Annotated in this window: 12 protein-coding genes; 6 read left to right on the top strand and 6 right to left on the bottom strand. The window is 60.9% G+C overall.

Annotated elements, in window-relative coordinates:
- Nucleotides 1–10: 10 nt before the first annotated feature.
- Nucleotides 11–2,497 (bottom strand): ligase-associated DNA damage response DEXH box helicase, encoded by a 2,487-nt coding sequence (locus BLR31_RS15660; protein WP_090597643.1) that lies wholly within the window; start codon nucleotides 2,495–2,497, stop codon nucleotides 11–13.
- Nucleotides 2,498–2,576: 79 nt separating this feature from the next.
- Between BLR31_RS15660 and BLR31_RS15655 the strand changes: the two genes are divergently transcribed.
- The 3 genes from BLR31_RS15655 to BLR31_RS15645 all read left to right on the top strand — a co-directional run bounded on the left by BLR31_RS15655 (nucleotide 2,577) and on the right by BLR31_RS15645 (nucleotide 5,147).
- Nucleotides 2,577–2,885, top strand: a complete 309-nt coding sequence (locus tag BLR31_RS15655) for a DUF6460 domain-containing protein (RefSeq protein ID WP_143009410.1) — start codon at nucleotides 2,577–2,579, stop codon at nucleotides 2,883–2,885.
- 102 nt (nucleotides 2,886–2,987) lie between these two features.
- Complete coding sequence (locus BLR31_RS15650; RefSeq protein WP_090597697.1) at nucleotides 2,988–3,755, top strand: SDR family NAD(P)-dependent oxidoreductase; 768 nt, start codon at nucleotides 2,988–2,990, stop codon at nucleotides 3,753–3,755.
- A gap of 57 nt (nucleotides 3,756–3,812) precedes the next feature.
- A complete protein-coding gene (locus tag BLR31_RS15645) occupies nucleotides 3,813–5,147 on the top strand; it encodes an MATE family efflux transporter (protein WP_090597641.1) in 1,335 nt (444 codons plus the stop codon).
- Here the strand turns inward: BLR31_RS15645 and BLR31_RS15640 are convergent.
- Both BLR31_RS15640 and BLR31_RS15635 read right to left on the bottom strand, forming a co-directional pair.
- Complete coding sequence (locus tag BLR31_RS15640) at nucleotides 5,144–6,244, bottom strand: quinone-dependent dihydroorotate dehydrogenase (protein ID WP_090597640.1); 1,101 nt, start codon at nucleotides 6,242–6,244, stop codon at nucleotides 5,144–5,146. The genes BLR31_RS15645 and BLR31_RS15640 overlap by 4 nt on opposite strands.
- Complete coding sequence (locus BLR31_RS15635; protein WP_090597639.1) at nucleotides 6,244–6,588, bottom strand: DUF952 domain-containing protein; 345 nt, start codon at nucleotides 6,586–6,588, stop codon at nucleotides 6,244–6,246. The genes BLR31_RS15640 and BLR31_RS15635 overlap by 1 nt, the downstream gene beginning before the upstream one ends.
- 137 nt (nucleotides 6,589–6,725) lie before the next feature.
- Here BLR31_RS15635 and BLR31_RS15630 point away from each other — a divergent pair, with 137 nt between their 5' ends.
- Complete coding sequence (locus BLR31_RS15630; protein ID WP_090597638.1) at nucleotides 6,726–7,370, top strand: S24 family peptidase; 645 nt, start codon at nucleotides 6,726–6,728, stop codon at nucleotides 7,368–7,370.
- A gap of 4 nt (nucleotides 7,371–7,374) precedes the next feature.
- Here the strand turns inward: BLR31_RS15630 and BLR31_RS15625 are convergent, their stop codons facing one another.
- Together BLR31_RS15625 and BLR31_RS15620 are read right to left on the bottom strand one after the other, a co-directional pair.
- Nucleotides 7,375–7,578, bottom strand: a complete 204-nt coding sequence (locus tag BLR31_RS15625; protein ID WP_090597637.1) for a hypothetical protein — start codon at nucleotides 7,576–7,578, stop codon at nucleotides 7,375–7,377.
- 5 nt (nucleotides 7,579–7,583) lie between these two features.
- Complete coding sequence (locus BLR31_RS15620; protein WP_090597636.1) at nucleotides 7,584–9,230, bottom strand: lysine--tRNA ligase; 1,647 nt, start codon at nucleotides 9,228–9,230, stop codon at nucleotides 7,584–7,586.
- Between the two features lie 155 nt (nucleotides 9,231–9,385).
- Between BLR31_RS15620 and BLR31_RS15615 the strand changes: the two genes are divergently transcribed.
- Nucleotides 9,386–9,802, top strand: coding sequence for a tellurite resistance TerB family protein (locus BLR31_RS15615; RefSeq protein WP_090597635.1), 417 nt, complete (start codon nucleotides 9,386–9,388; stop codon nucleotides 9,800–9,802).
- Here the strand turns inward: BLR31_RS15615 and BLR31_RS15610 are convergent.
- Complete coding sequence (locus BLR31_RS15610) at nucleotides 9,796–10,614, bottom strand: transporter substrate-binding domain-containing protein (RefSeq protein ID WP_176762705.1); 819 nt, start codon at nucleotides 10,612–10,614, stop codon at nucleotides 9,796–9,798. The two genes, BLR31_RS15615 and BLR31_RS15610, sit on opposite strands and share 7 nt — an antisense overlap.
- 92 nt (nucleotides 10,615–10,706) lie before the next feature.
- On the opposite strand from BLR31_RS15610, the gene BLR31_RS15605 reads away from it, so the two are divergent.
- Complete coding sequence (locus BLR31_RS15605; RefSeq protein ID WP_090597633.1) at nucleotides 10,707–12,596, top strand: glycosyltransferase family 2 protein; 1,890 nt, start codon at nucleotides 10,707–10,709, stop codon at nucleotides 12,594–12,596.

The following is a 12,596-nucleotide window of genomic DNA, read 5'->3' as shown; positions in this document are numbered from 1 at the left end:
CGGCGACTGGCTACGGGACCACGCCCATAGCTTCCGCGATAAGGTCTTCGGCGGCTTCCCGGAGGATGGATTCGCGCGCTTCACCAAAGATCGGCTCCTTGCCGATATCGAGCAAGATAGGTACCGCAAGAGGCGAGATTCGGTCCAGCCGCTTGTGTCGGATATGGCGCCGGATGCGCTTTAAGGCCACACCCAGCCGTTCGATATCGAGCAGACCGCGCGCCGCATCACGCCGCGTGGCCTCTATCAATATGTGGTCGGGCTCGTGCTGATAGAGCACGTCGTAGATGATGTCCGAACTCATGGTCAGTTGCCGCCCGGTCTTCTCCTTTCCCGGATGCCGTCGCTCGATCAGCCCGGAAATGACGGCACAGTTGCGGAAGGTGCGCTTCATCAGCGCCGATTCATCTAGCCAGGCTTCGAGGTCATCGCCCAGCATGTCCTCATCGAACAATTGATCGAGTGAGAGACGGTCGGTGTCGATCAGCGCGCCCAGATCAGAAGCACACCAGATGGCGAGCGAATAGTCCGAAGCCACGAACCCCAGCGGTTTGGCACGGGCCCGTTCGAGCCGCCGGGTTAGCAGCATGCCCAAGGTTTGGTGGGCCAGCCGCCCCTCGAACGGGTAGCAGACCATGTAGTGCTTGTCGGCGCGCGGGAAGGTTTCGACCAGAAGGCTGTCCGCGTCGGGCAGGACGGAGGCGTAGTTCTGAAGGTCCAGCCACTCGCGTACCTGATCAGGCAAGACACGCCAATCTTCGGGGTTGGCAAGTATTTTGCGCACCTTGTCCGCGAGAAAGGTCGAGAGGGGAAAGCGTCCGCCCATATAGGAGGGGATTTTCGGGCTGTCAGAAAACGACCGGCTGACATAGGCCTCGGTCTCGACAACACCCTCAAACGCAACGATTTCGCCGCCGAACATGAAGGTATCGCCACGCACCAACTGGTCGATGAAATATTCCTCGATTTCGCCCAGCACACGGCCACCGCGGCCGATCGGTCCAGTGGTTGCCCCCTTGCGTACCCCGCGGGAGCGGACAAGACGCACTTTTAGCATGGGCTCTTCGACGATGGTGCCGACATTCAGGCGATATTGCTGGGCGATCTGCGGATTGGCGATGCGCCATAGCCCATCTTCGGTCTTGCGCAGCTTGGCGAAGCGTTCGTAGGCCTTGAGCGCATAGCCCCCCGTTGACACGAACTCGAGGACACGATCGAATTTAGGACGGTCGAGGTCCTTGTACGGCCAGGCTTTGGTGATCTCCTTGAACGTTTCGCCGGCATCGAGCGGCTCCGCGCAAGCCAGGCCCAGAATATGCTGGGCCAAAACATCCAGTCCGCCGGGAAGCGGGGTTTCGCTATCCTGAGCGCCCTCCTGAACCGCTTCGAGTGCCGCTTCGCATTCGAGGACTTCAAACCGATTGGCGGGCACGAACAGAGCGCGCGAGGGATCGTCCAGCCGGTGATTGGCCCGGCCGATGCGCTGCAGCATGCGCGATGCGCCCTTCGGCGCGCCGATCTGCACTACAAGATCGACATCTCCCCAGTCGATACCAAGATCGAGGGTCGAGGTGCAGACTACCGCCCGAAGCACGCCTGACACCATGGCGCTTTCAACCTTGCGGCGCTGCTCGACCGAGAGAGAACCGTGATGGAGGGCAATGGGCAAGCCATCGTCGTTTACCGCCCAGAGGTTCTGGAACAGCAGTTCGGCCTGTGACCGCGTGTTGACGAAGAGCAGCGTCGTACCGTTCTGCTTGATCGTCTCGTAGAGCGCGGGAACGGCATAGGCCGCTGAGTGTCCCGCCCACGGCAGGCGTTCGTCGCTCGAAAGGATGCCCAGCTGCGGCGCCGCTCCGCCGGGGGCGTTGAGCAGCACCGCGGGGCTCGGAGCGACGGGCGCGGCAATCCAGTCACGCAGGATTTCGGGCTGAGCTACAGTTGCCGATAGCGCGGTAATCTTGACCTCCGGCGCCAGCCGCGCCAACCGCGCGACGCCCAAGCTCAGGAGATCGCCGCGCTTGGAGGTCACCAGAGCATGCAACTCGTCGAGCACGATGCGGCGCAGGCTACCAAACAGTTTGGCGCTGTCGGGATGGCTCAGCAGCAGCGCCAATTGCTCGGGCGTGGTCATCAGGATATGGGGCGGCGCGAAACGCTGGCGCTGGCGACGCGAGGCCGGAGTGTCGCCGGTTCGGGTTTCGACCTTGATCTTGAGCCCCATCTCGCGCACCGGATCGCCCAGATTGCGCGCCACGTCCACGGCAAGTGCCTTGAGCGGGGAGATATAAAGCGTATTCAGCCCATCCATCGGATTGGCGATGAGGTCTTCGATGGACGGCAGGAACCCGGCTAGCGTCTTTCCGGCACCGGTCGGCGCGATAAGCAGTACGGAATTGCCGGCGCGCTCGGCATCGAGTACGGCCAATTGGTGCGCTCGAGCCTGCCAACCCTTGGAGGCAAACCAGTCCGAAACGATGGGCGAGAGCACGCTCACGCGATAGGCGCCTCTTTAATTGGCCATGGTTGGCGCCTATGTGGCATCATGTAAAGAATCGCTAAACCCAAGTGAGCCGATGCCCGAGACTATGGACAACCGTGAGACTAATCAAAGACGCGGATGGCTGGAATCGTTCCTTGGCGGTTCGCCGGGACGCGTTGTCGTCCGCCTCGTCATCATGAGCCTCGTCGTGGGCTTCCTCATGGCGATCTTCGGCCTCAGCCCGGAGGCGATCTTCCGCTCCTTCCAGGGGTTTATCAATTCGGTTTTCGACAATGGGTTCGAAGTGTTCCGCGATGCCTTCGCCTATATCCTGACCGGCGCGGTGATCGTTCTGCCGCTGTGGTTCATCGGGCGGCTGATGGCGGCGGGTCGGCGGCGATAATCATATAATTGCCTTCCATGGTTGAGCCTGATCAAAACGCCCATTAGGGTGCCGGCGCGTCCAGTCCGGACGCGCTCTCCGACGATTATCAAGGGTATGGTCATGTCTCCGGTCATCTTCATCACGGGCGCCACGTCAGGTTTTGGCGCCGCCACCGCACGGCAGTTTGCTCGCAACGGCTGGAAAGTGATCGCGACTGGACGTCGGCGCGAACGGCTCGTGGAACTCGAGGCCGAGTTTCCCGAAATCGTCCACGGCATCGAAATGGATCTGACCGACAAGGCGTCGATCAAACGTGCCGTCGCGGCGATCCCGGAAAACTTCAAGCCCATCACCTGCCTTTTCAACAATGGCGGGCTCGCGCTCGGCACCGGCGCAATCCCCGATATCGATACCGATCAGTGGCAGACCATGATCGACACCAACATCATGGGCATGCTGCATACGACGCTCGAAGTGCTGCCGCTGGTCAAGCAGGTCGGACGCGGGTCATCGATCATCAATGTCGGCTCGATCGCCGGCCGGTTCGCCTATACGGGCGGCAATGTGTATGGCGCGACAAAGGCCTTCGTGCACCAGTTCTCGATGAATTTGCGCACCGACACGATGGGCACGGGCATCCGGGTAACATCGGTCGAGCCAGGGCACTCCAAATCCGAATTCACCGCCGTTCGCACGGGTGGCGATTTCGAAGCCAATGAAAAGATGTACGCCGACAACGAACCGCTCTTGCCAGAAGACATTGCCAACACCGTCTGGTGGATCGCCAATCTGCCCGCGCACGTCAACGTCAATTCCATCGAGATCATGCCCGTGTGCCAGGTCCCGACTCGCCCGGTGATCCTCAAGAAAGATCAGCTGCCGAGCTAGGTAACTGCTTCCGGAATCGGATAGCGTCGCGATCCACGTCACCTCCGGCTTCCATCCATGACCGATGTTCATCCCTTTACGGTTCGCCACCGCGATATCTGGGCGATCGCCATTCCAGCGTCGATCGCCTTTATCACCGAGCCGGTTGCAGGCATCATCGACACGGCGGTCATCGGCCAATTGGGCGATGCCGGGCTCTTGGGCGGACTATCGCTGGGCGCGACCGCGTTCAGTGTCATCTTCGCCCTCGCCTTTTTTCTCAGATTCGGTACGGCTGGGCTGACGGCGCAATCTGTCGGTGCGCGCGATCCGCTCGACGGGCTGTTGCACATGGCCCGGGCGATGGTGATCGCCATCGTTTTGGGTCTCGTTCTTCTGGCGCTGTCTTATCCCATAACTCTCGGTTTTGCCGCCGCGCTCGCGCCGCCGCCCAATTCGGCGCAGGCCTTTGCCGACTATATGGGCGTGCGCATGTGGTCGGTGCCGTTCGTTCTGGTCAACTACGTGCTGCTGGGCTGGTTCTATGGCCGGGCGGATGCGCGCACCGGCATGTGGCTGCAGATCCTCATCAACCTGATCAACATCGTTTTGAGCATCTGGTTCGTGCATGGCCTCGGCTGGGGCGTGCCGGGCGTTGCCTGGGCCACAGTTATCGGGCAGGCGGTGGCGGCGATTGTCGGGCTAGCGATTGCGGTACGCTATTACGGGGGCCTCGCGCCGATCCTTTCCAACACCAGCCTGCCGGCGCTTCTCGACGTGACGGCGATCCGCCGCATGCTCGGCATCAGCCGCGACCTGATCATCCGCTCGGCTGCGCTCATGGGCGCATTTGCCTATTTCGCGGCGCAAGGCGCCAGAACCGGCGAGATCGAACTGGCCTCCAACGCCATCCTCCTTCAGCTTTTTTCAGTCGCAGCGTTCTTTCTCGATGGCATCGCAACGGCGGTCGAACAATTGTGCGGCAAGGCCGTCGGTGCGCGGTGGCGACCGGCCTTCGAGCGGGCGACCAAGCTCTCGCTGGGCTGGGGGTTGGTGATCGCCGCCGCGTTGAGCGCGATGCTCTATTTCGGCGGATGGATGGCCATCGATCTAATGACCACCAACCCGGAGGTGCGCGAAATGGCGCGGCTCTATCTGGTCATGGCGGCGCTGACGCCGCTCACCGGCATGCCGGCCTTCGTCTATGACGGCATCATGATTGGTGCGACGCTGAACGTCACCATGCGCAATGGCATGATCGCATCGCTGGTGGTGTATCTGGCCGTGGCCATGCTGCTTCAGCCCGTCCTCGGACTATGGGGCCTCTGGATCGCGCTTCACGTGCTGCTGCTGGTCCGCGCCGGCATCTACGCCATCGCCATTGAGCGGCGAAAATCCGCCATCTTCGCCTAGATCTGCCCGCGCCCTTCAGCCCAATCGTCCGCCGCTGCGTTGGTCAGTTGGGAAATTGACGCAAGCCCACGTTCCGATAGCGCGTGGGCCAAGCCGGTCGTGATCTCATCGACCATCTTGAGCCCGCCATAGACCAGCGCCGAATAGAGCTGGATGACATTGGCGCCCGCCTCGAATTTGGCGACGGCACTTTTGGCCGAATGGATGCCACCCACGCCGACGATGGGAAAGTCCGGGCCAAGCCTCTGACGCATTTGCGCCAAGCGCTGGGTGGAGAGCGCAAAAAGTGGTTTCCCGGATAGCCCACCCGCCTCGCTGGCATTGGTCCGCCCCTCTACGGCGTCGCGCGAAATCGTGGTGTTGGACACGATCACGCCATCGATCCCGCTGGCCAACACCACCGCGGCAATCGTGTCCATCTGCGCGATGTCGAGATCGGGCGCGATCTTTAGAAGGACTGGCGTCTGGCGCGGCTGGGTTGCGCGTGCCTCGAGCACGGCGCCAAGAAGGCGCCTCAACGCTTCATCGGCCTGCAGATTGCGCAAACCGGGCGTATTGGGTGAAGAGATGTTGACCGTCAGATAATCGGCGAGCGGCGAAAAGGTGTTGATGCCCAAGACATAGTCGGCGACGAAATCTTCGGTATCCTTGTTGGCCCCGATGTTGACGCCAACGATCTGACCCGGCGTCCGATTTCGGAGACGGTCAAACGCTGCGGCGTGCCCCTCATTGTTGAATCCCAACCGATTGATGACCCCCATTTCCTCAGGGATGCGGAACACACGCGGCGTCGGATTGCCCTCCTGCGGGCGCGGCGTCACGGTCCCGATTTCGACAAAGCCGAAGCCGACCTTGGCCAAGGGCGCGAAGACCTCGGCGTTCTTGTCGAACCCGGCGGCCATGCCGATCGGGTTGGGCAAGTTCAGACCCAGAAAGCTGGTTACCAGACTGGAAGGGGACGGGCTTCCGCTCGGCGCCAGTCCAAGCTTCAGCGCGTTGATCGTCGCGCGATGCGCCGTCTCGGCTTCCATCTTGAGCAGCGAGTCGCGGGCGAATTTCTGAAGACCGGCATTGCGGAACAGGTCGCCAATGGCCATCACGCGATCTCCGGCAGATCGAATTTGCCATCAGCCCCTGCGTGCAGCTCGCGCTCTGCAATGACGGCTTCGAGTGGCAAGGCGGCATAGAGATGAGGAAAGAGTTGCCCGCCGCGCGATGGCTCCCATTGCAGGGGCACCGGCAGCCGATCTGGATCGATGGTTACTAGCACAAGGCCGGACTGCCCCGCGTAGTGCTTGTTGAGCGTTTCAGCCAATTGCGCCGCTGTGGAAAAGTGGATGTATCCATCTGCGAGATCGACCGGCGTGCCGTGAAGTTCTCCAGCAGCGCGCGCGGCGCTCCAGTCCGATTGCGTTGCGATTTTATAGATCGGTTCGGCCATCTTCACTCCTTGCTCGCTGCCGGTCTAAACGCCCCTGTCGCCCCTGCCAAGGCGCAAAATGGCTTTACAAAAGACTAACGGCGGAATAGGACTAGTTTCCAATTTAAAGACTTCATTCCTTTTTCTGGCCAGTGCTCATGCTGTCTCATCGCGCCATATGGCAGGCCCTCGACGCCCTTGCGGAACGGCACGGGCTGTCGACCTCCGGGCTTGCCAAGCTGGCGGGCCTGGATGCAACGGCGTTCAATCCCTCCAAGCGGATCAGCAAGGACGGCCGCGAGCGTTGGCCTTCGACGGAGTCGATCGCCAAGGTTCTTGAGGCCACTTCGGAAAATTTCGACACGTTGATGTCGGCTGCAATCCCCTATTCGCAGCATTCAACCGCATTAACTCCCGGCATGACCGTGCCCCTGCTGGGTTTTGCGCAAGCCGGCTCGGGCGGGTATTTCGACGCTGCAGGATTTCCGGCAGGGCAAGGCTGGGACGAGGTCAAATTTCCCGGGCTTGGCGATGGCACCGCCTATGCCCTCGAAGTCACTGGCGATTCCATGCAGCCGCTCTATCGCGACGGCGACTACATCATTGTCTCGCCCACCGAGCAATTGCGGCGCGGCGATCGCGTGGTGGCCCGGACGCGCGAAGGCGAGGTCATGGCAAAGATTCTCTACCGCCGCACCGAAAAGCAGATCGAGTTGCACTCGATCAACCCCGAGCACGAACCGCGAATCTTCAAGCCCGAAGACATCGACTGGATCGCGCGCATCCTCTGGGCCAGTCAGTAATCGATCAGCCTTGTTGGGCTTTGACCATCATCAGGGCCGCAGCACGGCTTAGCGCGATGTCGCGGGGATCGGTGAGATCATCTGCAAATCGAAGGCTCAGTTGACGATAGTAAGCCATAAGTGCTGCCGCGCTCGGTTCTGCATCGAACCGAGCCTCCATTCTCAGGATTGTTGCCTCAAGCTCAGCGAGTTCGGGGGTGACGCCCATCGCACTTACCCTTGCGAAGCGAGTTCGCCGTTCAGAGCCCGCGCGATCAAGTTACGGGTGTTCTCGATCCCGTAAAGCGCTGCAAACGAACCAAAGCGCGGGCCGCGTTCCTGCCCGATCAGCACCTGATAGAGCATCTGGAAGAATGCGCCCGAAACACCCGGGCCGCCATTTGGTCCCGTGCGCTTGTGATCCTGATACCGCTCGATCTCGCGCGCGACGTCAAGCGCGGCATCCTGGATTGCGGCGCCATCGGCATCCGCCGGCAGCGTGGCAAACGATGCGGACAGATCTTCGAGTGCCTTGCGCTCGACATCGTCGGGGGCGCGATAGGTCTTCTGCACGAAATCGTGGAAATAGCGCATGGCATAACCCACCAGCGCATCGAGATGCGGATGGGTCTGCGGGGTAACACCGGGGGCGTAGGCCGAAATGTATCCCCACATGACTTCACGGCTCTCGGGATTGGACGCCGTCGCCAGATTGAGCAGCAGCGCAAAACTTACCGGCATGTCCTGAGCCGGGGGTCTTCCCGAGTGGATGTGGAAGGTGGGGTTCTCCAAAAGCTGGCTTGCATCCTCATCCTGGGCTTTCGCGGCGAAGGTGAAATACTCGTCCACAGCCTTGGGAATGACGTCGAAATAGAGCCTCTTGGCCGTCCGGGGCTTTTGGAACATGAAAAGCGAAAGGCTTTCCGCCGACGCGTAGGTCAGCCACTCATCGATGGTGATCCCATTGCCCTTGGACTTGGATATCTTTTGCCCCTCTTCATCGAGGAAGAGCTCATAAACGTAGTGTTCCGGCGGCGTGCCGCCCAGAATGGCGCAGATCTTGTCATAGACGATCTGGTTGGTCTGGTGATCCTTCCCGAACATCTCGAAGTCCACGCCCAGCGCCGCCCAGCGCATGCCGAAATCGGGCTTCCATTGCAGCTTCACATTGCCGCCGGTGACAGGCAGCGTCACGTCGCGCCCATCCTCGTCCGCAAAGGTCACAGTGCCGTCCTTGGCATTGATTTCCTTCATCGGAACATAAAGCACCCGGCCGGAGATCGGGGAAATTGGAAGGATTGGCGAATAGGTCGCCTGACGCTCGGCGCCGAGGATGGGCAGCATGACGCCCATGATGTCGTCATAGCGCTCGAGCGTACGCAGCAGCATGGCGTCGAACTTGCCGGATTTGTAGTATTCGGTCGCGCTGGCGAACTCGTAGTCGAACCCGAAGGTGTCGAGGAACCGGCGCAGCATGGCGTTGTTGTGATCGCCAAAGCTTTTGAACTCATTGGTCCAGGGATCGGGCACCGCCGTCAGCGGCATCTGCAGAAACGGCTCAAGCGCCTCCTTGGAAGGCACGTTGTCGGGAATTTTGCGCATCCCGTCCATGTCGTCGGAAAAGCAGATGAGACGCGTCTTGATGGCATCGCCAGTGAGCAGGCGGAAGGCGGTCCGCACCATCGTGGTGCGCATCACCTCGCCGAAGGTTCCGATATGGGGCTTGCCCGACGGACCGTAACCGGTCTCGAAAATCACCTCGCTCTTGCCAAGCTTTTCAGCCCGTTGAACGACTTTTCTCGCCTCCTCGAACGGCCAGGCGCGAGCGTTTGTCGCAGCTTCGATGGCGGCGGGGTCGAGGGGAAGAAGAGTTGAGGACACGGATCGTCCGTCCTTTTTCTAGGCCAAAGCTTGGGAATTCGGCCCGGTGTTGCACCATCACCAAACAAACGTCAATGGCGGTCAACCAAGCACTTGCGCTTGGTATCGCGTGTTTCTAGATTCCGCGCAGTTCGACCGTTTCGTTTGGTGACGTCATGCAGCTTTCAGTAACCGATGCCCTCGTCCACATCATGGTAATGGCGGCCGTCTCGGACAAGGACGTCACCGACCACGAGATGGACCGGTTCGCCGCCTTGATCAGCCGTTGGCCGATGTTCGAAAGCTTTGCCATATCACGCCTGCCCGAGGTCGCCAGCGCCTGCGTTGAAACCGTCAACAAGGCCGGCCTCGATGCTCTTTTGGGCCAGATCGCCGACACACTCGAACCACGGCTGCAAGAAACCGCTTACGCCTTGGCCGTCGAGATCGCGACCGTAGATCTGACCCTCAATCAGGAAGAATTGCGCATGCTGGAAATGATCCGCGATGCGTTTTCGATCGACCGCCTGACGACTGCCGCCATCGAAACCTCGGCCCGCATCCGCCACCGGCGCCTCAAGTCCGGTCAGTAAAAGCTGACCGGAAACCAGCGAAGATATAGCTCGTCGAGCCGACCCTCGCGCTGAAGCCGAACGAGCGCCCAATTGATCGCTACGCGCACATTATCCAGTCCCGCCGGGACAGCCACGGCCAGCCCGTCCCCGAAGATGTCCGGGCGGAAATAAGCTTCGCCCGCAAAGCTGCAACAGTCCGGGTTCTCGTTGAGCCAGAACGAAGCCCGCGCGGCGTCGGCAAAAACAAGGTCCACCTCTCCTGCAGATAGCGCCTCGAGGGCGGCGAACTCGCTTGGGAAATCGACAATCTCAGCGGACGGATAGGCCGTCGCTGCGAGTTCGGCATGCGGTGTATTGGCCGCAACGGCAATCGAACCCGCGACGGCGCTGGCATCGAAGCCGGCTGCGTCAGCGCGCCGAACCACAAAGCGCGCTGGCAGTTGCATATAGATCCGCGAAAAGTCGAACCGCGCCGCCGAGGTCTCATTGATATCCAGCCCTGCCAGCAGAGCATCGCCCTGATTGTCGGCCAATGCGTCCTGCACGCGATCCCACGGCCAGGCCTGTATCGTGCAACGGGCACTCAGACGCACGCAGATGGCGTTGGCGAGATCGACGTGAAAGCCCACAAGCCTTCCGCCCGCATCGGTGTAATTGAACGGCGGAAAATCATCGGTTGTCAGGAAGCGGAGGGCCGGAATTTCACCGGCGCTGAACAGATCGTCACGCGCGTCGGGATCGACATGGACCGGTAGCGACTGGCTGAGCGCCGGCCAACTCACCAACGCAAGCATCGAAACGAAAACAGTAACGGCCAGGCTGCGAAACAAAATTAACGTCCAAGAGGGGATCATCGGGTCGTGGTTGCTTATGGCTTATCCGCCATGCAATTGATAGGGTCGGCAAGGCAAAGTGAGGGCAAATGATCGGTTGCTGGCCGCCTGACACGATGGGGCTCGTCAAGGCGCTGCTCGGGCCCAATGCGTCCGACGCCACCGCTCTGGCGGTGCTCGACCGATCGGCCTATCTGCGAACCTGCGCCCTCCAAACGTTGAATCAGAGTTTTTCGGACGATCCGGAGCACCCATATCGCCGTGCGGCGGCCATGCTCGGATCGCACTATAGCGATCATATCGCGGGCAGTATCCGGCCACTTAGCGATGATGCGGACCTCGATACACTCGGGACCGTTCGCAGCATGCGGGGCCGTCTAGGCGGTACAGAGGTGGTCTTTGTGTCGCCCACTCTCGAGCAACTGGCCTCGCTGCGCCAGCGCGTGCAAGAGGACCCAGCCCTTGCGGAACGGCTCTGCATCGTCTCGCCCTCGACCATGCGAACGGGCTTGGTGGAGGCCAATGAGCACTTGTTCTATACCTCGGCTCTGCAGCGTCTGGCGCGTCGTTTCCCCTCGGGAAGCGCTCATCTCGATCTCTCGTTCCGCATCCGGTTCGGCGTCGTTCTGGCGATCGCGACCATCCTTTTGGCATCGTCGCTCGCCATCCCGATCGTCCAGCCCGTAGTGCTCGGCTTCTTGAGCCTTATACTGACAGTCCCATCATTTTTCCGGTTCTGGGCCGCGGGAGGCTATCGGCCAGATGCCCGGCTGAAGCCGAAAATTGAACTGGGCGATCCGGATCTGCCCATCTACACCATCCTCATTCCCTTGCGAGATGAGGCCCATATGGTGTCCCAGATTGCCGTTGCGATGCGGCGACTGGACTATCCTGCCGAAAAGCTCGACATCATCTTCGTTGTCGAAAGTGCCAGCCCCGAGACCATCGCCGAAGTCCAGGGTCAGCTGCACGATCAGCGCTTCTCGCTCATTGTGGTGCCAAAGGGGCCACCGTTTACAAAGCCAAAGGCCCTGAACTATGCGCTGCCGATGGCGCGCGGTGTCCATGTCGTTGTCTATGACGCCGAGGACGTGCCGGAACCGTCGCAGTTGCGTCGTGCGGCCTCGCTCTTTGCCGAGGATTCAGAGCTCGAATGCCTGCAGGCCGAACTCGTGATCGCGCCTTCGTCGAGAGGGTTCGTCGCCCGCATGTTCGCCGCGGAATATGCCGGACATTTCGGAGTGCTTCTCCCGGCCATCTCGCGCGCTCGACTTCCCATGCCGCTTGGTGGCACGTCGAACCATTTCCGCACCGAAACCCTGTGCCAGATCGGAGCGTGGGATGCCTTCAATGTCACCGAAGATGCCGACCTCGGGATCCGCATGGCACGTCTCGGTCTCAAGGTCGAAAACGTTGCATCGATCACCTGGGAGGAAGCGCCGGAAACCGTGTCCGAATGGGTGCGGCAGCGCAGCCGGTGGATGAAAGGCTGGATGCAAACCCTCATCGTCCATTCCGCACATCCGCTCAGCCTTGCGCGCGATCTGGGGTGGAAGGGCGTTTTCGCGTTCTACATCTTCGTCGGCGGCATGGTGCTCTCGACGGCGATGCACGCTATTTTCCTCACCACGACACTCGTGCTCGTTCTCATCGGCGCCCTCACACAGGGCATGCCCTCGCCTTGGGTCTTCGCGGGGCTGGCATCTTTGCTCGTTGGCTATGGTGGCGCCGCCGCCATCAGCGTGGTCGGCCTTGAAAGGCTACGGCGCCGAGGATCTGTGATGGCTGTCGTCGGCCTGCCGATTTATTGGCTGCTCGCCGCATTGGCGCTGACCATAGCCATGCGAGACCTGCTGGTTCGACCGCACCATTGGGCCAAAACCAACCACAAGGGCTTCCCCGATGGTCTCCTAACCGATGGCATTCCGCTAAAGCCTCTGCCCGCAAGGATCGCCATCGACGGAGAGTATGCTGACTGA

It is taken from the genome of Pelagibacterium luteolum (assembly GCF_900100665.1).
GTDB lineage: Bacteria > Pseudomonadota > Alphaproteobacteria > Rhizobiales > Devosiaceae > Pelagibacterium > Pelagibacterium luteolum.
The sequence above is the reverse complement of the archived record's forward strand: the minus strand, read 5'-3'. Positions and strand labels throughout refer to the sequence as shown.

Excerpts from the sequence above, each read along its gene's own strand:
- BLR31_RS15655 (WP_143009410.1), top strand. The coding sequence starts at position 2,577 with ATGCCCGAGACTATGGACAACCGTGAGACTAATCAAAGACGCGGATGG.
- BLR31_RS15650 (WP_090597697.1), top strand. The coding sequence starts at position 2,988 with ATGTCTCCGGTCATCTTCATCACGGGCGCCACGTCAGGTTTTGGCGCC.
- BLR31_RS15645 (WP_090597641.1), top strand. The coding sequence starts at position 3,813 with ATGACCGATGTTCATCCCTTTACGGTTCGCCACCGCGATATCTGGGCG.
- BLR31_RS15640 (WP_090597640.1), bottom strand. The coding sequence starts at position 6,244 with ATGGCCATTGGCGACCTGTTCCGCAATGCCGGTCTTCAGAAATTCGCC.
- BLR31_RS15635 (WP_090597639.1), bottom strand. The coding sequence starts at position 6,588 with ATGGCCGAACCGATCTATAAAATCGCAACGCAATCGGACTGGAGCGCC.
- BLR31_RS15630 (WP_090597638.1), top strand. The coding sequence starts at position 6,726 with ATGCTGTCTCATCGCGCCATATGGCAGGCCCTCGACGCCCTTGCGGAA.
- BLR31_RS15625 (WP_090597637.1), bottom strand. The coding sequence starts at position 7,578 with ATGGGCGTCACCCCCGAACTCGCTGAGCTTGAGGCAACAATCCTGAGA.
- BLR31_RS15615 (WP_090597635.1), top strand. The coding sequence starts at position 9,386 with ATGCAGCTTTCAGTAACCGATGCCCTCGTCCACATCATGGTAATGGCG.
- BLR31_RS15605 (WP_090597633.1), top strand. The coding sequence starts at position 10,707 with ATGATCGGTTGCTGGCCGCCTGACACGATGGGGCTCGTCAAGGCGCTG.